This is a genomic window from Haloarcula sp. CBA1131 (assembly GCF_008728975.1).
Taxonomy (GTDB): Archaea; Halobacteriota; Halobacteria; order Halobacteriales; family Haloarculaceae; genus Haloarcula; species Haloarcula hispanica.
The window spans coordinates 2,972,735-2,998,273 of the sequence record NZ_RPCY01000001.1 but is presented as its reverse complement, the minus strand read 5'-3'; the positions used below and the strand labels follow the sequence as shown (position 1 = coordinate 2,998,273).

The 25,539-nt window shown below is 60.4% G+C and carries 37 protein-coding genes and 1 tRNA gene; 33 read left to right on the top strand and 5 right to left on the bottom strand.

Annotated features, from left to right (window positions below):
- Positions 1–43: 43 nt before the first annotated feature.
- A complete protein-coding gene (locus Har1131_RS15330) occupies positions 44–505 on the bottom strand; it encodes a GDP-mannose mannosyl hydrolase (RefSeq protein WP_014039475.1) in 462 nt (153 codons plus the stop codon).
- 96 nt (positions 506–601) lie between these two features.
- Here Har1131_RS15330 and Har1131_RS15325 point away from each other — a divergent pair.
- The 24 genes from Har1131_RS15325 (at position 602) to Har1131_RS15225 (ending at position 13,665) form a co-directional block, all read left to right on the top strand.
- Positions 602–674, top strand: a tRNA-Pro gene (locus Har1131_RS15325).
- A 171-nt stretch (positions 675–845) separates the two neighbouring features.
- A complete protein-coding gene (locus tag Har1131_RS15320; RefSeq protein ID WP_004964360.1) occupies positions 846–1,400 on the top strand; it encodes an SWIM zinc finger family protein in 555 nt (184 codons plus the stop codon).
- 139 nt (positions 1,401–1,539) lie between these two features.
- A complete protein-coding gene (locus tag Har1131_RS15315; RefSeq protein ID WP_064287520.1) occupies positions 1,540–1,992 on the top strand; it encodes a hypothetical protein in 453 nt (150 codons plus the stop codon).
- A gap of 70 nt (positions 1,993–2,062) precedes the next feature.
- A complete protein-coding gene (locus tag Har1131_RS22720; protein WP_080510029.1) occupies positions 2,063–2,215 on the top strand; it encodes a ribbon-helix-helix domain-containing protein in 153 nt (50 codons plus the stop codon).
- 71 nt (positions 2,216–2,286) lie between these two features.
- Positions 2,287–3,444, top strand: coding sequence for a hypothetical protein (locus Har1131_RS15305; protein WP_151147160.1), 1,158 nt, complete (start codon positions 2,287–2,289; stop codon positions 3,442–3,444).
- Between the two features lie 2 nt (positions 3,445–3,446).
- Positions 3,447–3,878: a hypothetical protein gene (locus Har1131_RS15300; RefSeq protein WP_151147157.1), complete on the top strand. Its 432-nt coding sequence runs from the start codon at positions 3,447–3,449 to the stop codon at positions 3,876–3,878.
- A gap of 6 nt (positions 3,879–3,884) precedes the next feature.
- Positions 3,885–4,505, top strand: coding sequence for a hypothetical protein (locus tag Har1131_RS15295; protein WP_058992728.1), 621 nt, complete (start codon positions 3,885–3,887; stop codon positions 4,503–4,505).
- Positions 4,506–4,600: 95 nt separating this feature from the next.
- The gene (locus tag Har1131_RS21860) at positions 4,601–4,756 is read left to right on the top strand and encodes a hypothetical protein (protein WP_155120719.1); all 156 of its coding nucleotides are present in this window, start codon (positions 4,601–4,603) and stop codon (positions 4,754–4,756) included.
- Between the two features lie 3 nt (positions 4,757–4,759).
- Complete coding sequence (locus Har1131_RS15290) at positions 4,760–5,074, top strand: hypothetical protein (RefSeq protein ID WP_058992725.1); 315 nt, start codon at positions 4,760–4,762, stop codon at positions 5,072–5,074.
- Positions 5,074–5,535, top strand: a complete 462-nt coding sequence (locus tag Har1131_RS15285; protein WP_058992723.1) for a hypothetical protein — start codon at positions 5,074–5,076, stop codon at positions 5,533–5,535. The genes Har1131_RS15290 and Har1131_RS15285 overlap by 1 nt, the downstream gene beginning before the upstream one ends.
- Positions 5,536–5,538: 3 nt before the next feature.
- Entirely contained in the window at positions 5,539–6,342 is an 804-nt protein-coding gene (locus Har1131_RS15280) for a hypothetical protein (RefSeq protein ID WP_058992721.1), read from the top strand.
- 218 nt (positions 6,343–6,560) lie between these two features.
- A complete protein-coding gene (locus tag Har1131_RS15275) occupies positions 6,561–7,028 on the top strand; it encodes a hypothetical protein (protein ID WP_121511241.1) in 468 nt (155 codons plus the stop codon).
- A gap of 1 nt (position 7,029) precedes the next feature.
- Positions 7,030–7,917, top strand: a complete 888-nt coding sequence (locus tag Har1131_RS15270) for a hypothetical protein (RefSeq protein ID WP_151147155.1) — start codon at positions 7,030–7,032, stop codon at positions 7,915–7,917.
- 364 nt (positions 7,918–8,281) lie between these two features.
- Entirely contained in the window at positions 8,282–8,569 is a 288-nt protein-coding gene (locus tag Har1131_RS15265; RefSeq protein ID WP_121511239.1) for a hypothetical protein, read from the top strand.
- Positions 8,569–9,084: a hypothetical protein gene (locus tag Har1131_RS15260; protein WP_121511238.1), complete on the top strand. Its 516-nt coding sequence runs from the start codon at positions 8,569–8,571 to the stop codon at positions 9,082–9,084. Before Har1131_RS15265 ends, Har1131_RS15260 begins: the two co-directional genes overlap by 1 nt.
- Positions 9,085–9,705: a hypothetical protein gene (locus Har1131_RS15255; protein ID WP_151147152.1), complete on the top strand. Its 621-nt coding sequence runs from the start codon at positions 9,085–9,087 to the stop codon at positions 9,703–9,705.
- Positions 9,702–9,830, top strand: a complete 129-nt coding sequence (locus Har1131_RS22565; RefSeq protein WP_255359460.1) for a hypothetical protein — start codon at positions 9,702–9,704, stop codon at positions 9,828–9,830. The genes Har1131_RS15255 and Har1131_RS22565 overlap by 4 nt, the downstream gene beginning before the upstream one ends.
- The gene (locus Har1131_RS15250) at positions 9,823–10,110 is read left to right on the top strand and encodes a hypothetical protein (protein WP_064287529.1); all 288 of its coding nucleotides are present in this window, start codon (positions 9,823–9,825) and stop codon (positions 10,108–10,110) included. Before Har1131_RS22565 ends, Har1131_RS15250 begins: the two co-directional genes overlap by 8 nt.
- A complete protein-coding gene (locus Har1131_RS21855; protein ID WP_191907484.1) occupies positions 10,103–10,279 on the top strand; it encodes a hypothetical protein in 177 nt (58 codons plus the stop codon). Before Har1131_RS15250 ends, Har1131_RS21855 begins: the two co-directional genes overlap by 8 nt.
- Positions 10,276–10,728: a hypothetical protein gene (locus Har1131_RS15245; protein ID WP_151147149.1), complete on the top strand. Its 453-nt coding sequence runs from the start codon at positions 10,276–10,278 to the stop codon at positions 10,726–10,728. The genes Har1131_RS21855 and Har1131_RS15245 overlap by 4 nt, the downstream gene beginning before the upstream one ends.
- 679 nt (positions 10,729–11,407) lie before the next feature.
- A complete protein-coding gene (locus Har1131_RS15240; RefSeq protein ID WP_151147146.1) occupies positions 11,408–12,193 on the top strand; it encodes a hypothetical protein in 786 nt (261 codons plus the stop codon).
- 146 nt (positions 12,194–12,339) lie between these two features.
- Positions 12,340–12,996, top strand: a complete 657-nt coding sequence (locus tag Har1131_RS15235) for a site-specific integrase (protein WP_121303816.1) — start codon at positions 12,340–12,342, stop codon at positions 12,994–12,996.
- Between the two features lie 51 nt (positions 12,997–13,047).
- Positions 13,048–13,263 carry an antitoxin VapB family protein gene (locus Har1131_RS15230; RefSeq protein ID WP_151147143.1) on the top strand — a complete coding sequence of 72 codons (216 nt, stop codon included), beginning with the start codon at positions 13,048–13,050 and terminating at the stop codon, positions 13,261–13,263.
- Positions 13,264–13,665: a type II toxin-antitoxin system VapC family toxin gene (locus tag Har1131_RS15225; RefSeq protein WP_151147140.1), complete on the top strand. Its 402-nt coding sequence runs from the start codon at positions 13,264–13,266 to the stop codon at positions 13,663–13,665.
- Between the two features lie 1,185 nt (positions 13,666–14,850).
- On the opposite strand, the gene Har1131_RS15205 is transcribed toward Har1131_RS15225, so the two are convergent.
- On the bottom strand, positions 14,851–15,168 hold the full coding sequence (locus Har1131_RS15205) for a MarR family transcriptional regulator (protein WP_151147134.1): 318 nt from the start codon (positions 15,166–15,168) through the stop codon (positions 14,851–14,853).
- Positions 15,169–15,280: 112 nt separating this feature from the next.
- On the opposite strand from Har1131_RS15205, the gene Har1131_RS15200 reads away from it, so the two are divergent.
- From Har1131_RS15200 to Har1131_RS15185, 4 genes are all read left to right on the top strand, one after another.
- The gene (locus Har1131_RS15200; protein ID WP_225308127.1) at positions 15,281–15,487 is read left to right on the top strand and encodes a ribbon-helix-helix domain-containing protein; all 207 of its coding nucleotides are present in this window, start codon (positions 15,281–15,283) and stop codon (positions 15,485–15,487) included.
- An 83-nt stretch (positions 15,488–15,570) separates the two neighbouring features.
- Positions 15,571–15,897 carry a hypothetical protein gene (locus Har1131_RS15195; protein ID WP_151147131.1) on the top strand — a complete coding sequence of 109 codons (327 nt, stop codon included), beginning with the start codon at positions 15,571–15,573 and terminating at the stop codon, positions 15,895–15,897.
- Positions 15,890–16,120: a hypothetical protein gene (locus tag Har1131_RS15190; RefSeq protein WP_129756010.1), complete on the top strand. Its 231-nt coding sequence runs from the start codon at positions 15,890–15,892 to the stop codon at positions 16,118–16,120. The genes Har1131_RS15195 and Har1131_RS15190 overlap by 8 nt, the downstream gene beginning before the upstream one ends.
- Complete coding sequence (locus tag Har1131_RS15185; protein ID WP_151147128.1) at positions 16,117–17,187, top strand: tyrosine-type recombinase/integrase; 1,071 nt, start codon at positions 16,117–16,119, stop codon at positions 17,185–17,187. The genes Har1131_RS15190 and Har1131_RS15185 overlap by 4 nt, the downstream gene beginning before the upstream one ends.
- Before the next feature lie 280 nt (positions 17,188–17,467).
- Here Har1131_RS15185 and Har1131_RS15180 read toward each other — a convergent pair whose 3' ends face one another.
- Positions 17,468–18,988, bottom strand: a complete 1,521-nt coding sequence (locus Har1131_RS15180) for a hypothetical protein (RefSeq protein WP_014039476.1) — start codon at positions 18,986–18,988, stop codon at positions 17,468–17,470.
- Between the two features lie 122 nt (positions 18,989–19,110).
- Here Har1131_RS15180 and trmY point away from each other — a divergent pair, with 122 nt between their 5' ends.
- Together trmY and Har1131_RS15170 are read left to right on the top strand one after the other, a co-directional pair.
- Positions 19,111–19,707 carry a tRNA (pseudouridine(54)-N(1))-methyltransferase TrmY gene (trmY, locus tag Har1131_RS15175; protein ID WP_014039477.1) on the top strand — a complete coding sequence of 199 codons (597 nt, stop codon included), beginning with the start codon at positions 19,111–19,113 and terminating at the stop codon, positions 19,705–19,707.
- Between the two features lie 127 nt (positions 19,708–19,834).
- The gene (locus tag Har1131_RS15170; RefSeq protein ID WP_191907483.1) at positions 19,835–21,946 is read left to right on the top strand and encodes a hypothetical protein; all 2,112 of its coding nucleotides are present in this window, start codon (positions 19,835–19,837) and stop codon (positions 21,944–21,946) included.
- Between the two features lie 15 nt (positions 21,947–21,961).
- Here Har1131_RS15170 and Har1131_RS22560 read toward each other — a convergent pair whose 3' ends face one another.
- Positions 21,962–22,087 (bottom strand): hypothetical protein, encoded by a 126-nt coding sequence (locus Har1131_RS22560; RefSeq protein WP_023843119.1) that lies wholly within the window; start codon positions 22,085–22,087, stop codon positions 21,962–21,964.
- 94 nt (positions 22,088–22,181) lie between these two features.
- On the opposite strand from Har1131_RS22560, the gene Har1131_RS15165 reads away from it, so the two are divergent.
- The 3 genes from Har1131_RS15165 (at position 22,182) to tgtA (ending at position 24,613) form a co-directional block, all read left to right on the top strand.
- Complete coding sequence (locus Har1131_RS15165; protein WP_064287544.1) at positions 22,182–22,727, top strand: NUDIX hydrolase; 546 nt, start codon at positions 22,182–22,184, stop codon at positions 22,725–22,727.
- 44 nt (positions 22,728–22,771) lie between these two features.
- Positions 22,772–23,029 carry a hypothetical protein gene (locus Har1131_RS15160; RefSeq protein ID WP_014039480.1) on the top strand — a complete coding sequence of 86 codons (258 nt, stop codon included), beginning with the start codon at positions 22,772–22,774 and terminating at the stop codon, positions 23,027–23,029.
- Positions 23,030–23,140: 111 nt separating this feature from the next.
- Positions 23,141–24,613: a tRNA guanosine(15) transglycosylase TgtA gene (gene tgtA / locus Har1131_RS15155; RefSeq protein WP_151147125.1), complete on the top strand. Its 1,473-nt coding sequence runs from the start codon at positions 23,141–23,143 to the stop codon at positions 24,611–24,613.
- 27 nt (positions 24,614–24,640) lie between these two features.
- Here the strand turns inward: tgtA and Har1131_RS15150 are convergent, their stop codons facing one another.
- On the bottom strand, positions 24,641–25,516 hold the full coding sequence (locus Har1131_RS15150) for an NAD(P)-dependent oxidoreductase (protein WP_014039482.1): 876 nt from the start codon (positions 25,514–25,516) through the stop codon (positions 24,641–24,643).
- Positions 25,517–25,539: the final 23 nt, after the last annotated feature.

The following is a 25,539-nucleotide window of genomic DNA, read 5'->3' as shown; positions in this document are numbered from 1 at the left end:
TCATGAAACACGTATTCGTCCTCAAAACAGCACTGTTCACCCGCTACTGGGTGATATCGAACTGCTCGAAGTATTCCGTGACGTACTGGTTCGCGTCTGCCGGAACCTCTGTGACGATGCGATACGAGTCGTGCTGGTCGTCGAGTGCTATTTCGGCCCCGTTGTCGGGGACGGCTCGATACACAATTGGTACCGTGTGCCGGGAGTCGACGCCATCAACTGAAGAAACGTCCCAGAAGTGTTCGCTGACACCGAGCTGTTCCGTCGCAACCGATGTGAGGCCAAGCTCCTCTCGGGCGATGCGCGCCGCCGCGTCGTCCAGTCGCTCCCCCTTGCAGAGGCGACTCCCCGGCCAGAACCACTCGCCTTTGGCTGGCTCGTTCTGACGTCGTGTGAGTACGATTCCGTCCTCGTACTCGACGACGAGGTCGACACAGGGCTGGGGCATGTTGTCGAGACAGGTGGCGAACGTCTCCGTCGGAATGCGTTCGTCGTGGCGGTCCATACCTCCCGCTTGCGGGCCGCCGGTGAAACCGCTCCGCTTCTCGCTGTTTCGCAACCGTTAAAACTGCCCCTGTCTTCTATCCGATTGCTATCGCACGGGCCGGTGGGGTAGCCTGGTATCCTTCGGCCTTCGGGTGGCCGTAACCGCGATTCGAATTCGCGCCGGCCCATACCATACAAACCCTTTTTCCCGGGTTTCCTAACAGTTAGCGGCCGCTCTACGGGGTGGTCGCTGTGAGTATTCAGCGGGCCCACGAGCTTTCCATCTGCGACTACTGCGGCGGCTACATCGAATCACCGCGACAGCCGTGCCCGGCGCTAGACGAGGGGGTGTGTCGTCCATGAGCCGTGCTAGCCGGAGCTGGCAGGCGAGCGACGACCTGCCTCAGTCTGTTGGTGGCCCGTCGACGTTGTCGATGCCCGACGACTGGACGCTTTCGACGGCGTGGAAGCGCGCACAGTCCGAGAACGACCGTGGTGGGGCCATCAACGACGCCGAGCGTGTGGTCTACCTGAGCGACGGCGACAGCACTCATCGCGTGCTGTGGGCGCTACAGGGCCGCACACTCGTCGCAGACTGCGACTGCGCCGGCTACCAGTACCACGGCGGCTGGTGTGCCCACGTCGCTTCGCTGTGGTGGCAGTGGGTCCGCGGGCAGATCGTTGTCGCACATCTCGATACCGGCCGCGAGTACCCATCACCACCAGCATGGCTCCGCCTCGACGACGAACCGACCGCTTTCAACCAACTCACTCCTGCCGAACTCGACGCTTACCTGACCTGTGACCTCGGAAGCCTCGGGGTTCGGGAGTACGCCCGACTCTCCGGTCGCTCGCCCGGAACCATCGGGAACCTACTCCGCTCTGCCCGTGACGAGATGGAGGGCCGCCGATGACACAGGCGCGCACGCCCGCCCTAGCGCGTGACCTTCTGGCGACCCCATGGGGGGCTGTCCTACACGTACCAACATCGGCGTCCGTCACCGCGCCGTATGGGGATTCGTCCCCGTCTTACGAGGAGGTGGCTAGTCAGACATGACTGGTGGAAGCCAACTTCACGAAGAAGATGGGAGTGACAAAATCACCTTCCGTCTGTCGACCACGCTGAAAGAACAGTACAAAGAACAGGTCGACAACATGAGCGCCGATCTAGAGGAATACGTTCGTCAGCGCGTTTCGGAGCCGGAGACTGATGGCGGGCTTGAACCATATACTGACCCGGACAATCGAGAACTTGCCATTGCCTACCGGACGCTCTGCGAGAAGCGCACTGATAACGGCATTGTCCGAGGGGAAAGCGCGAAGCGTGCACTTGCTCAGGCCGTCGATAGTATCGACCAACAAGACGCACAGCGCCTTCTTGCCCGACTTGAGAAACGCGGGTATGTCCACCTTCAGAACGGGATACCACCAAGCGACTACACCGCTGTCCACGTCCGACCGTTCTCACGTAAGGGTGGAACTCAGAACCAAACTGCCGATGCGTGATTTCCGTCTTGCTTAGTTAATTATTAACTAAGCAACAGGTTTTATTTTGTATATCGCCCCATCAAAGACTATGACTCGAAATACAACCGGTGTGTCGATGCCCGAGTCAATGGTCGAAAACATAGACGAGAGATACGTAGCGGCTGGATATCACAGCCGATCCGATTTAATCCGAGATGCGGTTCGTGACAAGTTGTCTCAGATTGAACACCAGTCAAAGTAACCTGTTTCTCTATTCTCTGCTGTTGACAACAAGCGAGCACCCTTGGTAGTAGTGCCACTATCGCCGGCCGCATGGCCGCCAGCGAGGAAACAGACAGCTCCCAACCCGCGGACCCTTCTACAGTAGCGGAATTAGAGGCGCTACCGTACAGCGAGAAACAGCGTCTCGCTGGGGAACACGGGTACGGGCGAATTGTCGGTGTAGAGGAGGCAGAATTAGAGAATTTTCTCACAGATACACTCGCACTCAGTGAGAGCGAGAACGTCGACAGTGGCAACGATAGCGAACCGGAGGGAGGAACCCAGACAGTGACAAACTCAGAGAGTACGAGCGCCAGCACAGAAACACAGACAGACGCCATCTCCGTCGGTCACGAGGGGAAAGAGAAGCTATCCCCTGAAGGAGCGCCAGACGACGAAGGAACAGCAGTAGAACCACCCAGCGGTGTCGACTTAGACGGGCTGTCACCAGACGACCTCGAACCGAGTGAGTCGGCGTCACCAGCGAACCAGAGCGAGAATAGCGAACACGCTGAAAAACCAAAACAGCAGGAGCAGAACGACAGTAGCGAGAACAGCGAGGATAGCGGTGGCTTGTTGGACCGGATACGCGGCAATAGCGACCGTTCAACAGACGAAATCGTAGCGGAAGCAGATAGCGAGGGAGAACGACAGCGCCGCGAGGAAGTCCGTGAGACGTTTGCTGATGCCTTCGGGGAAGAGTCAGGAGAGAGCGGCGATAGTGCCGAGGAACAACCCGACTCCGGCGGTGCCCACTCACCAGCGGGAACCCAGCAGGCCAGCGGCATGGTAGTTGATGAGACGGTCGTGAAGCACCTCATTGGAATGCCCTTCTCGATGACCGCGACGATGACTGACTGGGAGGGCTGGGAACTCTCTGAACAGGAGAAAGCGGCCAATGCAGAGCTGTTCATCGCCATGTGTGACGAGCACGATGTCGATGTCGGCCCGACAGCGATGTTCGCTCTATCGATGCTGGGGACCGCTGGGGGCCGAGCGATGCGCTATCGTCGCCATCGAGATACTGACCCGGTTGAGACTGACCGGAAACAGAGCGAAGACCCTCCTGACTTCAACGACGACGTGACAGCGGTACGCGGTCAGGACGGCCGTCGAGATCGCCGCGACACTCGCGCCGAACACAGAGCAGAACAGAGCGAGAACAGCGCAGAAAGCGAATTCGATTTTGAAGACAGCAGTACCTGGTAATCATGCAGGAACTCATTCAGCAGCTCGCGTTATTAGCGAGTCAGGCAGACGAATCGCCCGAAGAACGAACGCAGCGACTCAAACAAGTTGCCGACGACAGTGGTGCAACGGCCCGGACACTCTACGAGGTGGAGGAAGATCTTCGCGGACTGGGATGGTCCGCTCTTGTCGACAATGAGGAAACAGTCGACCAGATCGAGGCGAAGCTACAGGGGTTCGCTCCGATGTTCGGCCTCGACCCACAACGCGCGGAGGACCAGTTTGGTCCTGAGACATTCATCCATCTCTTCTCGCAGTACGCGCTTGCGAGGCCGGAGGCGACAGCCTACGCTATCGCTACGCTTGACGACGTACTCACTCGGCGTGGGCTGTACGATGAGCTTGACGTCGACGTACCGGAACCCGGCGAGTACAGCGGCAGCGAGGGGCAGTAGCAAGCGATGGATATTGACCTGAGCGAAATCTCGGTCATCCTCGGCCAGAAGAACTCGGGGAAGTCAGTGCTCTTCGAGCACCTGTTGACCCAGACAGAGCGCTACATCTGTATCGATCCGAACGCCGAGCATGGGCCACCGGGTGCGGTGTTTCCCGATAATCCCGGTGACGTGCTCGACCACTGGATGCGCGGCAACACTCAGCAGGTGATTCGAGAGAACCCGTTCACCGAAGATGTCCTCGACGAGTACCTTCGAGCGTTCGGCCAGCTCAAGCGGTGTTACCTCTATCTCGATGAGGCACACAACTGGATGTCCGCACATCATATTCCCGAAGTCCTTCAGCACCTCGTGAAGTGGCACGTCACCCACGCTAACTGTGGATTAGTACTCGCCGCTCACAAGGCGAAAGAAGTCCACGATCAGATCTGGACACAGACGGACAACTACCTGATTTTCGCCTACGGAGACCACGAAGACAGCAAGTTCAGCAAGGTGAGTATCCCCGACAAGCACCGGGTGACCGAAATGGACCCGAACGCGTACCAGTTCCTCACGTACAAAGATGTGGCTGGAGCATCATCGACTATCCGAGGGCCGGTTGAGATTCCGGCGCACTTACGATAGCGTAAAATAGCGCGTACAGACTTCTCGCGGCCATTCGCTATCGGTGTTGTCAACAAACAAATACTGAATCATCCCTCGCGGCAACTACTGGTCGCATGGTTTCGACCAGCACAAGCGGAAACTCGGAGTCGGGTGGGTCACCCAGTAGCTCCGGGTCCAATGGTATCGTCGAGTTCCTGAAAACGCCCATCGGAATCGCTGCTGTGGGCGGGTTCGGGGCTGCAATCATCGCGGGCTACTTCATCATCTGAATCATGGCACTACAAGTCTCTGAACGGAACGCTGCTATCGGTGCCAGCGCGGCGGCAGGGCTTCCCGTTCTGATGTCGGCAGGAGGTATCAACATCGAGGATCGACTGGTGGATGTATCGAATGCAGTGTTTGAGGGTGACCTTGGCTCTGCGTCGATGGTGACCGGCGGGGCCTTCTCGCTCATCGGGCTCGGGCTCATCGCGGCAGCATGGGTCGGCCCGCTTCGGGGCTCGCTCGGGATGCTCGCTATCGGTATCGGAATCGGCTTCGCTATGCTCGGTGTCCAGAGCTTCGACGCTGCACGGAGGGCCAACTGATGACCGACGAAACACTCAGCACGGAACTCCAGTACGCGACAGTCTCGGAGAACGTCGCGGGTACGCCGACGCCGATCACGACCTGGGACGTGCCGGAGGGAATCGCTATCTCTATCGCACAGGGATCGCCGGCGATTCTCGACGTTGAAGCCAAGGACGGCGGCAACGTCTCGCGCTCGACGAAGATCGGCTTCGGCTATCGGGAACCAAACGACCCGCTGGATTCGTGGACAGTCATCAGCGAGTTCGCCGTCTCTCCATTCAACACGCTGTCGCTGAAGGACCAGCAGTCCGGCGAGAACGCACAGCGCCGCCGGGTTCGGTTCCTCCGTGATCGAGTTCCAAATGGGCGGCTGACGCTGGAAGACGCTGACGAGCTGGCACTTCTGGTGAACGGCCCCGACGTGGTCGACCCGGCAACGCTGTTCTTCAACTACCCCATGCAGGTGGACAACCGGTAGACCATGAGCGGAGCCAACGCACGGCCGGGGAAGACGGTCTACCTCGGTTCCGAGATGTTCGATTTCAAGAGCTACCAGCCCGGTTCAGAGGGAATCGTCGCGACGACGAAGGTCCCGAGCACGCAGGTCTGGAAGGTTCCAGTCGGGATGCCGCTAGTGGTAGCACTCGTCGGCAAACAGACAGCGACGGCAGCAGGGGGCGACACTACCACGGTCGACCTCACTCCCGAGGCCCCGATCGTCGACTACATGGACGACGTGACTGCCGGCGAGTACACGACTGACGCCTCGCTCGTCGGCTACTTCGACAGCGACGGTGACGGTGACCCGGATACGCTCATTACTGACAGCACAGACACGCAGTACACGGGCACGTTCGGGACTGACGGCGATTTCGTTGCGTCGGCAGAGCTGAAAGAGACGACTGGGAACGGTGATGTCTCAGTCGCCTTCTACGCGGTGATGCGCCACGGGCTGACGAAGATACAGAAGCGCAACAGCGGGAAGGGCAATGTCTCGCAGGAACTTCAGAGCGAAGACAGTATCACATGGGCGTTCTCGAACCCGGATTCGCCGGAGACGGACCGCCAGATCACATGGGACGGACGCAACAGCGGGATGCGCGGTGTGCTCCCGCCGAAGTTCAACATGGACCTGCTGTTCTTCGACACAGAGTTCGCCACGGCTGTCGAGGCAGCCGACGCGGAGAACGTCGAGGTGAGTATCCCGGTGAATCAGCGGCCTCTTCGACCGGATGAAGAGGCTGCTGAACTCCGGCGAAAGGTGACCCAGACCATGGTGGCCTAACGGGCCACCGTTCCAACACATGGTGATTCTACACGACACTGACGACCCAGATAGCAGCAGTACCGATACTGGCTGCCCGTGTGACAGCGGCGGGAACGTGCTTGCAGGGCTTGCGGAGAAGGCCCGGGTAGTAGCCGACCTGATAGCGCCGTTCTCGTCGCTGTTGACCTCGCTAGTGCAGGCTGCGACCGTGCTGGCACTGATTCGGGGCAGTCGATATGAGCGGGTACGGACTCATCGGGACAGATACGCCGATAGACGATCTGCTTGAACAGTACTTCCCCGGCGCACCGAGGAACGTGCTGTACGAGGCTTTCGAAGACGAAACGAACGCGCTGCTGGCGGCCCTGCTGATGGAGATGCGGGGCGACGACATCGACCAGAACGTTTCAGGCGACTCGGAAGCGGTGTACTACAGCGAACCCGGCGTTCCGGTTGACGATACCGACGAACAGACGGTTTCGTGGGACTTCGCCGCGGATACCGTCGTCGTCTACGGATTTGACTCCCCGATAGTTGTCGCGTTCAAGGCGACAAATAAGGCTGACCGGTTCATCCCCCTGACCCCGTCGGACGCGCCGTTCTCTCTGTCCCCGCCGGGCGGACTGGGTGCCTCAAAGCTGTGGTATCGGAAGATGACCGAGGGAGACGCCAGTACCTCCCTGAACGTGCTGGCACTCAAGTAAAATGACGTTTACAGGACCAAACGCAGTTACCTGGGGCGAAGCGCTCGCGGCACTCCGCGACAACATCGACAGTATCAGTGGCTGGAGTATCATCGACACATCAGCCAACGGCGGTGCGACTCCGCTCACTACGGGTGAGTGGTTCGTGCTGGAGACGCCGAACGGCGAGAACCACCGTCTCAAAATCCGAGATAACAGATACAGCGGTGGCATCACCATGGAATCCGGTCCCTCGTGGGATACCGCGAACACGACATGGGAAGACCGCTACGCCAACGATGTCGCACAAAAGACTGGAAACGACGGATATGACGATCCGATGGCGTACGCTCCCGACGACCGTGGGGGTGAGCGTATGTCTATGTCCCACTCTGTGAGCTACTACATGGACTACACAGACTCGGGATGGGCGTTCTACGCGGAACGGAACGAGGGTGACGGTAACGACGAAGATATCGCCATCGGAATGGCTGAACTCTCGAAGACATGGGACTTCGACTCTGCGGCCAACCGCGAAAGTAACTACGTGACCCTATGGCACGCACAGGCGTTCAACGCCGACTACGATAATAGAGAAAAGAGGCAGTGGACAAACTTCCTCCCGGCGATGAGCGGCACGCAGTCGGGAAGCACACACCATGGCCGTGGAATGGTGAATCCCGACAACAACTACGCGAATTATACTACCACCGACAACGTCGTTGCCAGTTCGCAGTATCGGAACAACCGCAACAACGATGCAATCATCGGGACCCACGACCTGTGGATTCGGGAGGAAAGCGGTCAGGACGCAAGCCACGAGGACACGATACAGGATAGCGGGGCGAACAACCTGTACAAGCTCCTGAAGGCCCACAACGTCGCGCAGGTCGGTATCGGGATGAGGTAATCCGATGGCGACGTACACTGAAGCATCGGCCGGGACAACCGCAGGGAGCCAGACGCGCCCAATCCCGGCGAGGACGGGAACCGCTGCTGACGGGGAAACACTGAGTACGGAGCGTCCAGCTCCGCAACGGGCGGCGGCTGTCGCGGCTGGTGCGACGACCGACACGATACGGCCACGCCCACGTCGGCCCGGTGACCGAGCGGATACGATCACCGTCTCCCTCGACCGGCCACGGGTCACCCGTTCTCGGGACCACGCCACTAGCACCAACCGGAGTGGGGTACTTATTCCCGCAGCATTCCGGCCGGTGAGAGTTTCGGTGGTGGATCCAGACGGGAATCGACTACCCGAAGTTGAATGGGTGATGTCGGCTGGTGTGTTCCCGACAGCGGCCGCTATCGACGGTAGCGCACAGGGTGACCTCCCGTGTCTTGCTACGACGTACAGCCAGTTTATGGGCGTAGCGCGCCGGGACGGTGGTCCTAACGGAGTTCAGTACACATGGTTCTCACCGGCTATCGATGCTGATGGGAACCCACTACAGGAGCCTATCGGCCCGCTTGATGACCGCGCTGAGATCGTTCTCGACCCGGTCGAGATCAAGGGTTTGTACGCTGGGACCGGGGCAGACTTCGGAGGGATGTTAGGATAATGGTGAACCTGAATATCGACCAATCAGAGCCGTATATCGACAGTATAGACGTACCGAGCGAGGCCCGCCCAGACGAATCGTTCACCGTGACGGTCACAGTCGGAAACGAGAGTTCGATTATTGCCCCGCAGGATGGGACGTGTCAGAGCGGGATACTCCAGTTCAACACTGGATGGCGGACGCCGGTCGTCATCTACGTCGACGGGCAAGAAGTCCATCGAGAAACGAAGTGCCTTGACGGCAATAGCGCCCCGAAGACGGTGACCAAGCGAGTAACGCTGGGTAGTGGAGAACACAGCGTCACCGCGGAAGTGCTGAAAGTTCCGAATGACACGGTTGCAGAAGAGCGGGCGGCGGAGGTAACCGTTCACTCTGATGCACAGGACCCGGCCCTGCCGACGACAGGTGACCGACTGACAGAGATGATTAGCGATATCGCAGATGCGCTTGGCGGAACGACCCAGCAGGTGATGCTGGGGTTCGCTCTAGCCGTCGTGCTGCTGGTGGTGATCTGAATGGTGACGTTCGCTGGCGGTATTCCAGACGGCGGGCTCGTACTGGAATCAGTCGGAACGACCTCGTTCGCTGTGTATAGTCCCGACGATCCGCGTGTCGACCGACGGCAGGAATACGAGCCACAGCTACAGGCCGAAGTGACGAACACCTCTTCCGAGGAACGAGAGGCAGCGGTCATCTGGACATTCGATGATACCCATGTCCAGAGTCAGACTGAGACGATTGAAGCCGGACAGACGGCTACAATCTCGAATCGGGTTCCGTGGGAGAGGCTACAGGAGAACTTCGACCTGATTCCGGGCGACTACGAACTCGGTGTGCAGCTGCTTGGCGGCCCGTCGTGGGACAAGCAGACGACGACGTATGGAACGATGCACGTCTACGAGAAGCGTGTACCCGACTCCGGTGATGAGCCGAACGACGAACCCACGTACCCACCCATCAGTGACGGCGATCCGCCTGACGGAAGCAGTGACCCGCCGCCTGAGAACACCGGGCCAGAGTCTCCGCCTGCCCTGCTACCTGATGGGTTCCCGACGCTGCCGGCGGTCGGGCCGTTGACTGCCCCACAGACAACGCTCGCAGCCCTCGCGGTCGTTGCGGTGGTGGTGCTTCGATGACGGTAGCACGGCTACTGGGGCAGGTATTCGGTGCGTTGACCGGTACACTTGGTGTGCCCGGAACGCTGCTACTCATCGCCGTCGTCGTTGGCGCCGTGGCAATCTGGAGGGACGCTGATGGTTGAACCGTACACCGCAGCGGCATGGGCGGTCAGCGTCTCATCGATGCTCGTGGTCGGTATCACGGGCTGGGTCGGCCGCCGCGTGGTCGGCTACGTCGAGGAGACGCGCAACGAGGCGCAAGCGGCCCACGAAACCGCAGAGAAAGCCGTCCGTGTTCTCCGAGGTGAGGAAGGGATCGACGACGCCGGGCTCGTCGAGGATGTCCGGTCACACCGCCGGGCGCTCGTCGACGAAGGTATCTACCCACCGAAGGCAACGGACGGAGGTGAGAGCGATGCCTGACCTGACGTGGGTACAGCTGGGCGCTCTCATCTGGTTCTGTGTCACGCTGGCGGTCACCGACGGTGCGGCGCTCTCCCGGCTGGGAATCGCTTGGCTGGCGAAGCGGTTAGGGCTACGGCCAGCAGAGATAGTACGCTTCGAGGCGGCGGCTGGCGGTGGTGAGGAGTGACGGAAGTTCTCGATATCCGGTCGCTCCCTCGGACTCGACAGGAGCGGTTACAGCGGTCGAAGTCGTTTGGCGATGTTGCCGAGGAGATCGTGGCTGAGGTGTACGGCTTGGAGGGCCTATCGCTTGACCCGGACTGGTGGGACCTCAGACACCCCAGCAGGGCGACAAAATACCAGGTCAAATCGACATCAACGACAGTCGGCAACAGGTATCCCGGCGATGGTCGCTTTCGCGTCTGGGAAGGACAGACGCGCTCTCTCATCGCGTCGGACGCACAAGCGACAGCGTGGTACGCGTTTGTGTTCCTCGATGAGGCGGACGGCGTACTCCGAACCACGCGCATGAAGCCGTCGACGGTGAATAACCTCGTCCAAGATCGGGGCGGATGGAACCGCTCGGGTCACTCGATGGGGAAGCAGCACAAAATCCCGTGGGACGAGGTTTTCTGAGTGTCCGGTTTTTCGGGTGAAAGTCGGCCGTTTTGTGCCTGACAGATTCTCACTCAGTGGAGGACTGTAGTTCATTACTCAGCCGATCAGATAATCGTGAGCGTAGGTCGTACGATTGATTAAAAGAACCATTCGAAGGGTCGGTGTTAGATGCCACTCAGGAGCTAACGGACCGAGGATAGGGGGGTAATGCTCTCACCGAGACGGTCCCGATGTATGCCACGGCCGCTATGATTATTAGCCCCGTGAGCGACGACACGGGCTCGTTTGCAATCGATTCAGTCAGGCCAGATGCGATAATTCCTATTGTCATATTTTCTACGGCTTCGAATAGGCAGCGAACTGTTTTGAGGACACGATTCTCGTGTCCGCTGTGATTCCCCCCTGAGGATTCGAACCTCAATACCAGGGTTCGTGCTTTTGTCAGCTCGCTCTCTGGCCGACTGTCACTATGCGACAATTAATCTTCAGTGGTTTAAATCCTTGCTAGAAAATGTGTCCGGTTCTGTGGGGAGAGTCGGAAATCCGAATATTAACTTGCCGTACTTATTGCTTGAATATTTCAAATTAAGGCGAGCAAATTTTGTGTTCTCGCTCAGTTGTTGGGTGTGTGCGATTCAATACGAAACGTATTGTCAAGCGACATTAAGCTTTTAAAAATAACTGTTCTCAATAGCACATGGACCTCTCTCTAAGATCTGCTTCTCATAAATTCACGGAATTCACAAAAAGGAATCTTAGTATCGACTTTATTTTACTAGGAGGGATTTCGATTTGCATTACAGCTATTGTAACACTTCTTTCGAAAGAGTATGGTTCTACTGAGTTGGGTCCAGCACTAAGCAGAGGGATCTTAGCCTCAACAGCTACACTCTTAACACTGCTTTCGTATCGATATACGGTTAAGAACAATATCAGAAGTTCCTTAGATGAATTGGAACCGCAAGAGTTAGGAGAATATGTAGTCGTTCCCACACTATATGGTGTTAAGTGGCGCCCTAGACTGGTCTCCAAATTCGTTGCCCGAAATAGAATTTTTGTTCAAGAAGAAGGAAACCAGCATCCTTTAGATGAATTCTTCCAACAGCGTACAGCTATAAAATTCGACGTTTACAGCACGGTGAATGGATTTCATTCTGTAGATGCACGCGAATTTTATTCGAAATATGAATTTGAAAAGGAAGACTTCTCTGATATAGATTCTATACTTCCTGACGAACAAAATCCTAACAAATCCACAGGACAGTCCAAATATGAATATGAGAGCAATATCCCAGAACTTGCTTTTGAACTCGCTGCTGAACCAAACTTTCGCCCGGATGGGTTGCATCTGACTGTAACAACAACACAGGGAAGACATATTCGAGATATTTCGGATAGGGTTCTGCGAAGAATAGTGTATGGTGTTGGAGCATCGCAGTCCAAAAGGGTGGAAACAGACGCTTATCAGAAAAAGACTGAGTGAATGGTATTTATAGAATTTAGTTTCGGCATGAAAGATATGCCCGAGAACCCGGCATTCTGGTGCAATCTCGCTCTATTTGTTCCCTGCTGACCCCCGAGTTGACCGAAAAAACTAGATGTTTTGCAATAGAACTGGGGAACGAGTGCATGAGGCTGAAGGACTACGACAACGACGATGGGAAGCGGGTGTGGCTGTCGGACGACGAACTAACGCGATTTATCGAGCAGGCCGAAACGCCACATCAACGACTCGCGTTCCTACTGGCCGGTCGGGTCGGACTCCGGCGCTCGGAAATCATCGAGGTATGTCCGCAAGACCTCGTCGACGGACCGACTGGCGATCACATCCGAGTCTGGGAGAGCTACGCGAAGCGGGACAAGTACCGAGAGCCGCCAGTCCCGCAGGAAGTCGTTACCATCGCGGAGACGCTGGCGTACCAGCAGGACGACGACGAGCCGCTGCTGGACGTGGCTGGGTCAACTGTGTACCGCTGGGTCCGGCGTGCAGCTGACGCACTGGAAGAGGAAACCGGCGACAGGGGTTGGCAGTACCTCGACGTTCACGATCTCCGGCGGACGTGGGGCACGTACCTACTGGAACAGGGTGTGATCCCGTCGGTCGTGATGTCCTTCGGGGGTTGGGAGGACTGGGACACGTTCAGGAAGCACTACCTCGGAGAGTTCAGCCCGGAGGCGATTCGACGAGAGCGCGGGAAGGTCGACTTCCTCGAGGGCGGCGACGAGAGCGCGGAGGTGGTACATCCAGGTACGATGCTGCCGGCCTCTCACCATACAGCGGACTAATTCTCTCAGTCACCGAAACAGATACCAACCTCTTGTACACAACGTATACATATGAGCACTATCCGAGTCACCGACGAAGTGAAAGAACGACTGCGTGACCTGAAGCGGGACGACGAAAGCTTCAACGACCTTCTGGACCGACTCAGTCGAAGCGAGAAAGACGTAGAAGCAATAGCCGAGTCACTTCCCTCTGTCGACGAGAAAGAGATCGAGCAAATGGACAAAGCCCGCGAACGGCTGAATGAATCGCTGGAGGACCGCCGGTAGATGATTGTTCTCGACAGAGATATTCTGGTTAAGCTTCGAAATTCCGAGGAAGCGGTGGTTGAGCATTTGAAGCAGTACCGTACCGACGAATGGACAATCCCCTCTCACGTCGCGTGGGAGTCGTTTCAGCGCTACGACAGTCGGAGCGATATGCTTCAAGAGCAACAGCATCTCCGGTCAAGTCTTGACCGGATACTCCCGTTCACGTCGGACACCGCGCTCGAAGCCGCCTATCTCGATGAGAAACTACAGTCTCAGGGCGTGACTCTTGACTCCGCGGACCTCCTGAACCTGGCTACCGCACACACCGAGGGTGGCACCTTCATTACCCACAACAAGAATGATTTCGACAAGGAGCCCCTTCTGGAACTTACCGACGTGGATGTTGTGCATACCGACTAGTCTTGCTGAGGCTTCATTTACTGGACGTTATGATAGTCTGTGACTGGAGCTGCTGGGACGGTCTACAGACGTTCCCTGACCACTATCGCGGGACGCACACGCCCGAGGCGAAACTGCGAGAGAGCGAAAAAGTGGGGTGGCTGTGATCCATTTTGTAGTATGCCATGTGGCGTACCCAAAAGAATATACCTTTGAATTGCTAACTAATTAACCAAGATGAGTATGAACTGGGAGTCCGAACGCGACATGGCGCGTGACGTTCGGGAGAACAAGGAACTGTACGAAGCCTGTGCTGCATCGCCTGAAGACGACGAATAGCTGTCTTATCGTTCTTCGGTTGGACTTCTGAGAACCGTTTTGAAGAACAGTATCCAGACGAGAAACATCCGGTCCCGTCTGTAGAGCGTATCCAGTCTGATATCCTCAATTTCTTTCCGGACTTTGTGTGAGCGAATGACTGTTTCGCGTAGGACCTGTGGCGGCCACTGACCTGGGACGATACCGTTGTCTTTCAGTAGTTTTCTGAGAAGCGCCAGGGCAGTCCGGTGGTTGGCATCAGGGAAAAAGTGACGACCGGCTACGGCGTGCATCCAGCCAGCACACTGCTCACAGAGACTATGATTGATAGGAAATCGTCGCATCAGCTTTCTTAAATCACCATTCCGTACGTTCCAGATTCGATGCCGTAGTCTTTCACGGGACTGGTACTTTAACATATCATACGGCAGGTCTTTATCATAGAGAAAGCTTGTATTCCTGAATTTGAAGTTCTCTGCTTGTATCGACGAAAGGTCGGTAATGCGCGGCTGCTCGCCTGGTGGAACTTGTCTCATATTTCTATAGATGGACACGAAATCTTCCACGGGCTTCCACCCAGTCTGGTGGTGTTGCATACCGATCCTCGAAGACCTTGCTTGGAGTCGGCCGCGGGCAGTGCCTCGCATCGAGCTCGCCTTTCAGATACAGAATGCCCTCACTCGTCAGATCGTACAAATCGCCACTGACGGGTGCAAGCAGTCCAGCGTACTGAAGCCACTTGCACCTGTCCCGAATATAGCCGGAAGAGACATCGAACCCACGTTCTCGTGAGAGGATGCCTGGTGATGCAAACCCATTCTCACGAATCCACTCCATGATACGCTCATCCACCTGATTCATCCAAGAAGCCGATTTTCTCAGTGTCATTCACGCCTGCTCGTGGTTCTCACTTGCGCTGGGGCCGTCGTCGGTGTGTGACTCAACTTCATCTGGTACATCTTCGGAGGTGTCTATCTCACCATCCAGATACCGCTCACCACGTTCGGTGATTCCATACACTCCATTCCCGTAATGCTCTAGTAGACCATGTTCCACGAGTTTTCTACACCTCTTCGAGATATAGGACTGTGAATACCGAACGTATCCACTGTCGGCCATTTGTGTAGATCCGGCGGTCTGGTTCTCCCTGACGTATTCCAAGATTCGGTCATCAGCGAGCACCATCCAGTCTCCCGAGTATCGCATTATTGGTTAGTAAATAACTAAGGCAGTATCATACTGGTGTATGATTCCTATACGAATAAACTAGAGCTAGTAGAAAGATATAAGACTATAGTGGTTAGTAAGTCACTAATGCATGGCACGATTTCTGACAATGTCTGTTTCCATGTCGCCAGAAATGGCGGATGAGATAGACAGAGAAGCGGATAAGTACGATATGAACGCATCGCAGTACGTGCGTCAAGTGCTGCGCGAGCACGACACGACGCCGTTCAGCTGCGAAGACACGGTATTGTGCGTGGATGAGAACAGCGAGGAGCGTCGAAACGAGGGGGCCGCGTAAACTATGTCCAGTAGCCTTCGAGCCCCCGACTCAGACGACGACGCCGGCCAGCAAAAGACTGACGACGACGCGGAGGACGGCCCATGAACGGCGAGAAGATTGACCCCGAAGACCTGCCACTACACCCAGAGTACACGCCGGCAATGGTCCAGATTCGGGGCCAGGGCGTCGTCTACGTCGCGGACTACCAGACGCTCGAAAGCGGCTGGGTACGTCTCACCGAGTGGCGTGACCGCCGCGTCAAACTCCCGCCGCACAAGATTGAGGCGATTCGAGAGGTGCGGACGGAGTACTACGACGCTGGCACGGACGGCGAGTACGCGAAGGCGAAGCGCGTGGCTCACGACGAGCAGCGAGAGGAGGCCAGCGCCGACGATTCTGGCGGCAAGGTGGTGGTTGCCGGTGACTGACGCCTATAGCCTCACAGTCGAACTCACGCGGGGCGGTGATAGCAACAACCGCGACAAGATGAAGGCGAAGGTCTCAGCTGACAGTATCGACGAACTACGTGAGAAGGTCGAAGCGGTTCGTGGCGAGATGCAGGAGTGGGCCGACGACTTCCGTAACATCCAGCCGCAGGTTCGCCGCCAGCTCCCCGACGACCAGAGCGAACTGAGTGAGTTAGAGGCATGACGCGCGGCGGTAGACGGCGGGGCGACCCTACAGAGCTATCTCCCCGCGAGGCTTGCCAGCGCTACCTTCGACGTCGCCGGTCCGACTCCACGGAAAAAAGCGTTCACGGCTGGGAGTACCGGCTGAAGCTCTTCGTTGAGTGGTGTGACTCCGTCGGCATAGAGACGGTCGGGGAACTGCGCGGCTACGACTTGGACGAATACTACGAGATGCGGAGCGCGGAGATCGCGCCGGCCACGCTCGAAGGAGAGATGTGGACGTTAAAGATGCTCTTCGAGTTCCTCGAAGACCTCGAAGCGGTCGACCAAGGTCTATCAGAGAAAATCCGCATTCCTGACCTCGACCCAGAGGACCGGTCAAACGATACGAAACTTGCTGCCGACAAAGCAGCCGCACTGCTGTCCTATTACCGTGGGAGCGACAGAGACTACGGAACTCGGCAACACGCGTTCCTTGAACTCGCGTGGAACACTGGCGCTCGACAGGGCGGCCTGCGGGCCCTGGACCTGCGGGACACGGAGCTGGGAAGTAGCCCCTACGTCGAGTTTCGCCACCGACCGGAGACGGACACCCCGCTGAAGAACAAGCGCCGCGGTGAGCGTCCGGTGGCGCTTCCGAGAGAGACGGCCGACGCGCTGGAGGCGTACATCAACGGCCGTCGGTACGATGTGCGGGACGAGCATGGCCGTCAGCCGCTGCTGGCGAGCGCGAGTGGACGGCCGACGACCAACACCATTCGAGTGTGGAGCTACCTCGCCACGCTCCCGTGCAGCTACGGGATGTGCCCTCACGAGAAGGACATCGAGAAGTGCGACTGGAATGAGTACGCCCACGCCAGCAAGTGCCCGTCGAGCCGGTCCCCGCATCAGATTCGGACGGGTTCGATTACGTGGCACCTAAACCGAGGATGGCCGCCGGAGGACGTAGCGGAGCGCGTCAATTCCTCGGTGAGTACTATCGAAGACCACTACGACAAGGCAGACCCCGAACAGCGGCGGCGACGGCTTCGCAACCGGATGGAGGACCGCCGCCGACCACTCATCAATGAACTGGAGTTCACCCAATGACACCAACTGACCCATCAGCGACGAATCGACAGCGAACCGAGTATGAGCATCCTACGAAACCGGTTAGTTCCGCGTCGCGCCGGCCCATTTCTATCGCAACGCAATCACGAGGAGCGACAGCGACGAGTGTCCGTTGTGAGGAAATGGCTCCGAGAATTCGAGCAGGGAAGTCGCAGCGCGAACGAAATGAGCGACCGTCTTCCCGTGTTCGACATTCGCGCCGGCCCCATTTTTCGACTTCCTACTGAGGAGCAACAGAACCGTCTCTCCGCATCGACTGTCACCCACCGCTCTGGCCCCGGGTGACTTCGTACGCCTGCCCGCGGAACCGGAACCGCCGACGACTTGTATCGTACCCGAGTACGCCGTCCACAGCATGCTCGTCGGTTTCGACGACGACGCGGCTCACATCGTCGGTCAGGAACGGGATGGCGTTGCGAAGCCCGCCGTCGGACATAGCGAACCGACCGTGTGCCATCACCTGTTCGGCAATGACCCGCTCGCTCGCGTTGTCAGTGCGAGTCAGCGTGAACGTCGCGTCGGCCGGCCGTTCGCCGTCGCCGTGGCGGTCGGTCGTCACCCTAACGGTATCGCCGTCGCGCGCCGTCGGCACGCCGTCAGTCGGGGTCACTGCAGCACGGTCACCGACTAGCGCAACCAGAGCAGCACTCTCGTTCGTCGCGTGGCCGTAGCCAGCAACGATGGCGTACTCGCCGCCGCCGAGATAGCCCTGTGTGAGACCATCACAATGGCAGTCGCCGGTACCACAACCGACAGCTGGTCCGTTAAACGCCCGGAGGCCCCACTGCTCCTGACTGCCCGGTTTTAGGAGCCGACAGTCGGCGGTGTGGGCTGCTGGTGCGACGTGAAACCACTCGCCGTCGACGAGCTTGTAGAGGTCCCAGTGGCCGCATTGCAGTCGCTCGTGGCTGTTGTTGACCATCTCGAAGCCGACTTGCGTATCTAGTTCCGCGCGTTCGGTACTGGGCCGAACAAAGGCTGGGGTCGTCCTGTCGGCGTCGTGGAACCACTGGACGTCGCCGTCGCCGGGAAGCGCCGGAAGCGAGCGGCCGGCGAACCGGGAATCGGTTTCCGGACCGGGACTTCGCGTGTCCCAGACGGAGACCGAGAGGGACCCGGCCTGACCGCGGAACTCGTAGGTGCCGGTCGGCCGCCCGGACTGGCCCGGTTCGCCGACGAGGGCGTACTCCAGCTTGACCCGTTCACCGGGATTTAGCCGGTACGTCTCTGGCATCCACGGGCCGACGTCGTCGACGCGCCAGTATCCCTCGTCTGTTCGGCCGAGTGAGGGCACTTCGTCGGCGAGGTCGTTGTTGTCCGTGGGTGCGAGATGGAGGCGCGCTTCGTGGTCGTAGCCGCTGGGTTGGCGGCTGTGTGTCTGTCCGACTCCTGGAATCCACTTGACCCTGAACGTGTTCTCGAACTCGTTGCTGTTCTGGAGCCAGCCCCGAAGCGTGGCCGGATGGTCGTCGGTCGCCGTCTGGTCGAACCAGAGCCCGACTCGCGCCCTGTCGGCGGTGTGGAGCCCTGGCGAACTGAGGGCATAGGTTCGCGGCCCGGTTTCCAGTTCGATGACGGTCGTCGGATTCTCGGGTCGGGGCGGGTCTCCGCTATCTGTCGGCGTCTCTGTCCCGCTGTCGTTCGCGTCGGTTGGTGACTGTGTCGGGCGTGGTGCGGGCGTTACGTCTGCGGTCTCGTCTGAGCCGAGGGTGCCGAACGAACAGCCGGCGAGTCCGGCCAGCACACCCGGGACCGACGCGAGGAGGGCACGTCTGCGCATAGTCCGCGATTCGTCGCACCCGGTAAACCCTTTCTGGACGCTCAGACGGCGTTTGTAGCGACTTTCGTATCGGTACTGACAGCAGTCGACGGACGTAAATCGCCGTGGAGTGACGACTCAGTATGCGCCAGTTCGTCATCATCGGCCACGACGCCCCGACGACGCCGGAGTTCTCTCTCGACGACCTGGCCGGCGCGGCCGGCCGGCTCGACGTGCTCTGTCGGTGTGTCACCAGCGCGTTCTTCCTGAGCCACGCCATCCGCGAGGACGTTCGGGTCCATCTGATCCTGGCGGACGAGTACACCGTCACGTTCGAGGGGAGCGACCTCCGCCGACTGAACCCGGACGAACGGTCCACGGCGGCGCTGATCCGCAAGGCGCTGGAAGAGCGTGAGGAAGCTATCGGCCACATCCCAGTCGAGACCTCGCCGGGCGTGTCGCTCACGCGACGGGGGTTCGAGGGGACGCTCGACGACGCGGCGAGCCGCGGAACCGTCGTCCAGTTGCACGAGGACGGCGACCCCATCGTCGACGTTGCACCGCCGTCGGACCCGGTGTTCGTCCTCTCGGACCATCACGACTTCCGGGACGAGGAAGCGACGCTGCTGGCCGACCGCGCGGACGAGCGCGTCTCGCTCGGGCCGAAGGCCCTCCACGCTGACCACTCGATCACGGTCGCGCACAACTACCTCGATACGGACGGGTTCGAGCAGTACTGACGGGGCACACTGGGTGACTGCCAGAAGGGTTTTCCTCCGCGATTCGCTGAATAGTGTATGGATTATTGGGCTCGGAGACAGCGGCCGGTTGCGCTGTCGGACGACGCATCGACGCGACGAGGTATCGATGACTGACCGGGGCGCGCTGTCCCGCCGTGCGGTTCTGCAGACGGTCGCCGGAGCCGGCCTCGCGTCCGTCGCCGGCTGTTCGGCGTTCGAAGGCGGGAGCGACGACGCGGCCTCGACAGTCGAGGGCGAACGGGCCGAAGAACTCGCGCGCCGGTTCGCGCCGACGCTGTACTTCGATCAGGCGGAGCCGTGGTTCCCGACGGACCCGCGTCCGTACACCAGCGAACAGGACGGGGAAACCGTCGTCGACGGGTTCGACGCCTTCGACGGGTATCACGAGCGGATGACCGAAGGGGAGCCGCCGGACCCGACGGCGTTCTACAACGTTGTCGAGTACGAGAACTCGTCGCTCGCCGTCGTCCAGTTCTGGTTCTACTCGGCGTTCGACCAGTTCACGACGAACTTCCACTGGCACGACTGGGAGGTCCTGCATGTGTTCGTCGACACGGGGACGGGCGACCCGCAACTGTACGTCGCCAGCTCGCACTCCCGGAAGGTACCCAACAACGAGTTCCTCGACCCCGACCCGGAGATGGTCCCACGCATCCTCTCGGAACTGGGGTCACACTCTAGCGCGCTGTCGGTCAACGACGCTCGCGACCGGTTCACCCGGCTGCCGGAGGGCGACCGGTTCGCGGACATCACGAACAGCGCCGTCGAAACCATCGAAGACCTCGCGGAGATCCCCGTCGCTTACGGGCTCCCGCGCGACGAGGGGTCCCGGCTCCCCTACCTCGTTCCGGAGTACGAGGGCGCGCCGCTGTACGAACACGAGCGGCTCCCGTCGGTCAGCCGCGAGGACCTCATTTCGGAGTCGCTCACGATCCGTTCGTTCGACAGTCTCACCCAACCACCGACGGACCTGCCGACGCGGGAGACGGGGCTCGTCTTCCAGCACACTGACCGCGGCGAGGCCGACCCGGACATCGAGTACGATCTCGTGCCGAGCAGCGAACTGGAGCACATCGCCGATTTCACCGGCCCGCAGTTGAGCTTCGAGTTCGCCGTCCCCCAGTTCGCCGAGGACGTCGTCTCGGGCCACATCACGACGACGGGCGCACCCTGGAACCAGCCGCGATACGAGAACCCCGCCGCGGACATCTCCGAGCCCAACCACCGGGCGGCGCTGGCTGAACGATACGACGCCATCGGGGCACCGGCGGAGATACGGACCGTCGTTGCCAGCCTCTCGGAAGCCGTCTCGAACGACGACGCACCGGAAGACGAGGGACTGACGACCGAGGACACTGCCGTCGAGTCCGTCGCCCTGCTAGAGAGCGACCCCGAGGCCGTCCCGACCTTTTCTGGACTGGCCGTGGTCCAGGACGTGCCCGAAGGCGACCACCGGTTCACCGTCAACGGGGCCGGCGTCGCGCCACACAGCGAGACGGTGTCGGTCCACGACTCGGAGTCGGCTGACGGGCCGACGCGAGCCGGAGTCGATGGAGAACTCCCCCTGGTCGCCCGGGAGAACGCGACCCGCCTCGAAGTCGATCCGTCGGGAGCCGACAGCGACCTCACCGACCTCGCCGTTGAGGACGACTTCGCGGGCCGGCTGTACGACGCCCCGCTCTCGGAGCCCGATGCCGTCTACGTCCACGGCGGCGGCGCGTACACGACGGAAGTCCGGGATCGCGACGACGAGATCGGTGCGTTCCGCGTGAACCCGAACCCCGAGGCCGACACTGCGGCACAAATCGAACAGCCCCGCACCGGCAAAGCGTCGCTGGCGTCGTTCCTCGTCGATATCGCCGAGGAAACCCGGGAGTCGGTCGCAGACCAGATGGACGGCGACAGCGACGACGATGATGACGGGACAGAGAACGGAAACAGCGGCAGCGGTGGCTCCGAGAACGCTATCCAGGGCCTCGAACGGTCACTCGCCGCTGTCGTCGAGGCCGCCAAGCGGGCGACGGAACGCGCCGAGGCCGGTGACCGCGGGAACGCTGACAAACAACTCCAGGCCGTCGCCGACCGACTCCAGCGCGTCGCGACCAGAATCGAGGACGCCAACGACGACCTTTCGGACCCGCTGTCGAATGCAGCCCGGCGGCGGCTCGACCAGGCCGAGCGGCGGACCGAGCAGGCGCAGGCCGCCGACAAACTGTAAGTTCTTCCCCTGCGCTCAGAGCCCGCCCCAGCGGGCTAGCGCGCCGGCGACGAGCACCAGTCCCCCGGCGATGAACGTTCCGGGGGCCGGGAGGACGAACAACACGACACCGACCAGGAGGCCGAACGTCGATATTCTCATTCCAACTACACATAGCACACCACGTCGTATCCGTCTGGTGCCTGTATATTCGTGGACCCGTGCCGGTTTTGCCAGTGGGGGCCACACTGCCGATATGGACGAGGAACTCACCTGGGAAACGCTCGGTGCCGAAACCGCCTACGCCTGTCCGGGATTCGATGTCGTCCGCGAGGACGTGCGCCTGCCCGACGGAACCGAGGAGGAGTTCGACTACGTGCAACACGGCGAGAGCGTCATCGTGCTCCCGTTTACCGCCGACGGCGACGTGGTCGTCATTGAGGAGTGGCGACAGCCGGTTCGACGGGTCAACCGCGGCCTGCCGGCCGGGACGATGGAGGACGGAGACGACGACCCGACCGTCGCCGCCGCCCGCGAACTCCGCGAGGAGACGGGCTACGAGGCCGACACGCTCGACCATCTCTACACGGGCGAACCGGCCAACGGCAACACCGATTACGTATTCCACTACTACGTCGCACGCGGGTGTGCGGCCACGGCCGACCAGGACCTCGACCACAACGAATCGATCCGGGTCGACACTGCTGATTTCGACTCGCTAGTCCAGTCGGTGCGCGACGGGACGCTCCGTGACAGTCGGTCTGCCGTCGGTATCATGTACTATGCCCTGTTCGAGCGCTGAACTGACGACAGTTTGAAAACCTGAGGGGTGGTACCATCTAACATATGGCATCGATCGAACTCGACAAACAGACGGAACGCCGGCTGGACAAACTGCGCGCGGCTGTCCGCCGTCAGACCGGCCACCCGATTTCGCGGGCGGAGTTGCTCGAACGGCTTGTCGAGGACGCCTACGGGTCCCGTGACGAGGTGGTCGATATGTTCCGGACGTCACAGGCGTACGTCGCCGACGAGGACTCCGGGACCGTCCACCGACCCGAACGGAAACTGGTTCCCGGCGGGGCGGACCGACCCGACGAATAGCGGCGCTGTGCCGGCCGGCGCGTCGCTCTGTCCACTGCTGCCCCCGATTTCGAACGGTTGCGCTCACGGGGGAACACAACCCTTAGGCGCGCTGACCGACGACGACGTGTAATGACGAATTTCGAGGTCCGCCAGTACGACGCCGCGGGCCGGCTGGGCGAGCTAACGGTGCCACGGGCCGGCGTCACCGTCGAGACACCGACCATCCTGCCGGTGGTCAATCCGCACGTCCAGACGGTTGCACCGGCAACGTTGGCGTCGGAGTTCGGGGCGGAGATACTCATCACGAACAGCTACATCCTGCACGGCTCCGATGACCTCCGTGAGCCTGTGTTAGAGCAAGGCCTCCACGACCTGCTTGGGTTCGACGGGGCTATCATGACCGACTCCGGGTCCTTCCAGCTCGCCGAGTACGGCGACATCGACGTGACCACTGAGGAGATTTTGGAGTTCCAACACGAGATCGGCTCCGATATCGGCACGCCGGTGGACATCCCGACGCCGCCGGACGTGGACCGCGAGCGGGCGACCGAGGAACTCAAAACGACACAGGAACGGCTCGAACACGCTGCTACCGTCGACACCGGCGAGATGCTCGTCAGTGCGCCGGTTCAGGGCGCGACGTATCCGGACCTGCGGGAGCGCGCCGCTGCAGATGCCGTCTCGACCGGACTTGACGTGTTCCCGCTGGGAGCCGTCGTCCCGCTAATGAACGAGTACCGCTACGCTGACCTCGCGGATGTGGTCGCGGCCTGCAAGCGCGGGCTGGGGGAGGTCGGCCCGGTCCACCTGTTCGGCGCGGGCCACCCGATGATGTTCGCGATGGCGGCGGCGCTTGGCTGTGACCTGTTCGATTCGGCGGCGTACGCGCTGTATGCCCGCGACGACCGCTATCTCACGGTGCAGGGGACGGAACTGCTCGACGAACTGAGCTACTTCCCGTGTCACTGCCCGGTCTGTACCGACCACACGCCGGCGGAACTCGATGCGATGGACGCCGACCAGCGCGAGGAGCTGCTCGCCAGACACAACCTGCATGTCACCTACGGCGAAATCCGGACGGTCAAGCAGGCGATCCGCTCGGGCAATCTCATGGAACTGGTCGACAGTCGCGCCCGCGGCCACCCGGCCATGCTCGACGGCTACCGCGCGCTGCTGGACCACGCTGAGCAACTCGAACGGACTGACCCCGTTTCGAAGGACGCTTTCTTCTACACCTCGAACGAAAGCGCTCGCCGGCCCGAGGTCCGCCGCCATCAGAACCGACTGGAGCGCCTCCCAGTCGAGGGCGACGAGGTGCTGCTGACCGAAGGCAGTTCCAGCGCACAGTACGACGAGACCTGGGGCGTCCGTCCCCCGTTTGGCCCGTATCCGCGCGAACTCGCCGACACATACCCCCTGACCGCGGAGGTCCCTGACCGGACCGACCGGGCGGCCTACGAGGCCGCAGCAGACGGTGTTCGGCGGCTGGTCGAACTCCATCCCGACGTGTCCTTCACGCTGGTCCACGACGACTGGCCGGCGACGGCGCTCGACCGTGTTCCCGACGGCGTCCGCCTGCGCGACTTGCACGCCCGCGACTGACGGCGCAGTTGTCTCGGCCGCTGCCGGTCAGACTGTCGGCACGGCCACGTTCTCGTCGGCCGCCTCGCGCCAGGAACGGGTCGGCTCCCAGCCCAGCAGTTCCGTGGCCTTGGCCGTCGAATACGCCGCAGCGTCTCCTTCGACCGTGCAATCGTCCGGGACAGTACCGTACTGCTCGCGCATGAGTTCGACCAGCGGCCGGCCCAGCGCGTTGTCGGGGCCGACGCAGTTGAACGCCTCGTGGCCCGAAACCTCGCCCGCGAGCGCGGCCTCAACGAGGTCGACCACGTCTCGCACGTCCACGTAGGACCAGTAGTTGCCTGCGCCGGCCGCGAGGTCGTTGACGTACCCCTCGTCCCGACAGGGGTACTCTCCGGGAATCTGTATCCAGGAGGGGCGAATCGACGCCACAGCGATGCCGTCCCGGCGGGCGATTGTCTTCCCGATTTCCTCGGTGACGACCTTCGAGAGCCCGTAGTCGTCCTCCGGCCTAAGCGCGTGCTGTTCCGTAATCGGGAGTTCGTCAGGAACCGGTGTCTCTTCGGCGAAAAAGAAGCCGTACGCGCCATCCGAGGAGCCCTGCACCACGTCAGCGCCGACGCGGCCGGCCGCCGAGAGCACGTTGTGTGCCGCCAGCGTGTTGTTCCGGAACAGGTCTACCCCCGGGTGGTTCCCGGCGACCGGAATCGCCGCCCAGTGGACCACTGCATCCGGGTCGATGGCGGTGAGCGCGTCGAACACGCCCCCGGCGTCCGTCAGGTCAAGCGCTCGGTACCCGACGGCCGGATGCCCCCCATCGTCGGGGAGGCGGCGGTCGAGCACTGTCACGTCATGCGGTCCGGCGAGGCGGTCGACGATCCAGCGCCCGGAACTCCCACGGCCGCCGGTTACGACAACATCCATACCTGCACTGTGGCTGCTGGCAT

Coding starts and splice junctions, on each gene's coding strand:
- Har1131_RS15265 (WP_121511239.1), top strand. CDS start 8,282: ATGTCGGCTGGTGTGTTCCCGACAGCGGCCGCTATCGACGGTAGCGCA.
- Har1131_RS15230 (WP_151147143.1), top strand. CDS start 13,048: ATGAGCACTATCCGAGTCACCGACGAAGTGAAAGAACGACTGCGTGAC.
- Har1131_RS15205 (WP_151147134.1), bottom strand. CDS start 15,168: ATGCGATACTCGGGAGACTGGATGGTGCTCGCTGATGACCGAATCTTG.
- Har1131_RS15170 (WP_191907483.1), top strand. CDS start 19,835: ATGACTGACCGGGGCGCGCTGTCCCGCCGTGCGGTTCTGCAGACGGTC.
- Har1131_RS15235 (WP_121303816.1), top strand. CDS start 12,340: ATGAGGCTGAAGGACTACGACAACGACGATGGGAAGCGGGTGTGGCTG.
- Har1131_RS15315 (WP_064287520.1), top strand. CDS start 1,540: ATGACTGGTGGAAGCCAACTTCACGAAGAAGATGGGAGTGACAAAATC.
- Har1131_RS22565 (WP_255359460.1), top strand. CDS start 9,702: ATGACGGTAGCACGGCTACTGGGGCAGGTATTCGGTGCGTTGACCGGT.
- Har1131_RS22560 (WP_023843119.1), bottom strand. CDS start 22,087: ATGAGAATATCGACGTTCGGCCTCCTGGTCGGTGTCGTGTTGTTCGTC.
- trmY (WP_014039477.1), top strand. CDS start 19,111: ATGCGCCAGTTCGTCATCATCGGCCACGACGCCCCGACGACGCCGGAG.
- Har1131_RS15330 (WP_014039475.1), bottom strand. CDS start 505: ATGGACCGCCACGACGAACGCATTCCGACGGAGACGTTCGCCACCTGT.
- Har1131_RS15295 (WP_058992728.1), top strand. CDS start 3,885: ATGGATATTGACCTGAGCGAAATCTCGGTCATCCTCGGCCAGAAGAAC.
- Har1131_RS15275 (WP_121511241.1), top strand. CDS start 6,561: ATGAGCGGGTACGGACTCATCGGGACAGATACGCCGATAGACGATCTG.
- Har1131_RS15180 (WP_014039476.1), bottom strand. CDS start 18,988: ATGCGCAGACGTGCCCTCCTCGCGTCGGTCCCGGGTGTGCTGGCCGGA.
- Har1131_RS21860 (WP_155120719.1), top strand. CDS start 4,601: ATGGTTTCGACCAGCACAAGCGGAAACTCGGAGTCGGGTGGGTCACCC.
- Har1131_RS15240 (WP_151147146.1), top strand. CDS start 11,408: ATGGACCTCTCTCTAAGATCTGCTTCTCATAAATTCACGGAATTCACA.
- Har1131_RS22720 (WP_080510029.1), top strand. CDS start 2,063: ATGACTCGAAATACAACCGGTGTGTCGATGCCCGAGTCAATGGTCGAA.
- Har1131_RS15195 (WP_151147131.1), top strand. CDS start 15,571: ATGAACGGCGAGAAGATTGACCCCGAAGACCTGCCACTACACCCAGAG.
- Har1131_RS15255 (WP_151147152.1), top strand. CDS start 9,085: ATGGTGACGTTCGCTGGCGGTATTCCAGACGGCGGGCTCGTACTGGAA.
- Har1131_RS15305 (WP_151147160.1), top strand. CDS start 2,287: ATGGCCGCCAGCGAGGAAACAGACAGCTCCCAACCCGCGGACCCTTCT.
- Har1131_RS15285 (WP_058992723.1), top strand. CDS start 5,074: ATGACCGACGAAACACTCAGCACGGAACTCCAGTACGCGACAGTCTCG.
- Har1131_RS15160 (WP_014039480.1), top strand. CDS start 22,772: ATGGCATCGATCGAACTCGACAAACAGACGGAACGCCGGCTGGACAAA.
- Har1131_RS15300 (WP_151147157.1), top strand. CDS start 3,447: ATGCAGGAACTCATTCAGCAGCTCGCGTTATTAGCGAGTCAGGCAGAC.
- Har1131_RS21855 (WP_191907484.1), top strand. CDS start 10,103: ATGCCTGACCTGACGTGGGTACAGCTGGGCGCTCTCATCTGGTTCTGT.
- Har1131_RS15150 (WP_014039482.1), bottom strand. CDS start 25,516: ATGGATGTTGTCGTAACCGGCGGCCGTGGGAGTTCCGGGCGCTGGATC.
- Har1131_RS15290 (WP_058992725.1), top strand. CDS start 4,760: ATGGCACTACAAGTCTCTGAACGGAACGCTGCTATCGGTGCCAGCGCG.
- Har1131_RS15185 (WP_151147128.1), top strand. CDS start 16,117: ATGACGCGCGGCGGTAGACGGCGGGGCGACCCTACAGAGCTATCTCCC.
- Har1131_RS15270 (WP_151147155.1), top strand. CDS start 7,030: ATGACGTTTACAGGACCAAACGCAGTTACCTGGGGCGAAGCGCTCGCG.
- Har1131_RS15260 (WP_121511238.1), top strand. CDS start 8,569: ATGGTGAACCTGAATATCGACCAATCAGAGCCGTATATCGACAGTATA.
- tgtA (WP_151147125.1), top strand. CDS start 23,141: ATGACGAATTTCGAGGTCCGCCAGTACGACGCCGCGGGCCGGCTGGGC.
- Har1131_RS15280 (WP_058992721.1), top strand. CDS start 5,539: ATGAGCGGAGCCAACGCACGGCCGGGGAAGACGGTCTACCTCGGTTCC.
- Har1131_RS15165 (WP_064287544.1), top strand. CDS start 22,182: ATGGACGAGGAACTCACCTGGGAAACGCTCGGTGCCGAAACCGCCTAC.
- Har1131_RS15200 (WP_225308127.1), top strand. CDS start 15,281: ATGGCACGATTTCTGACAATGTCTGTTTCCATGTCGCCAGAAATGGCG.
- Har1131_RS15225 (WP_151147140.1), top strand. CDS start 13,264: ATGATTGTTCTCGACAGAGATATTCTGGTTAAGCTTCGAAATTCCGAG.
- Har1131_RS15250 (WP_064287529.1), top strand. CDS start 9,823: ATGGTTGAACCGTACACCGCAGCGGCATGGGCGGTCAGCGTCTCATCG.
- Har1131_RS15320 (WP_004964360.1), top strand. CDS start 846: ATGAGCCGTGCTAGCCGGAGCTGGCAGGCGAGCGACGACCTGCCTCAG.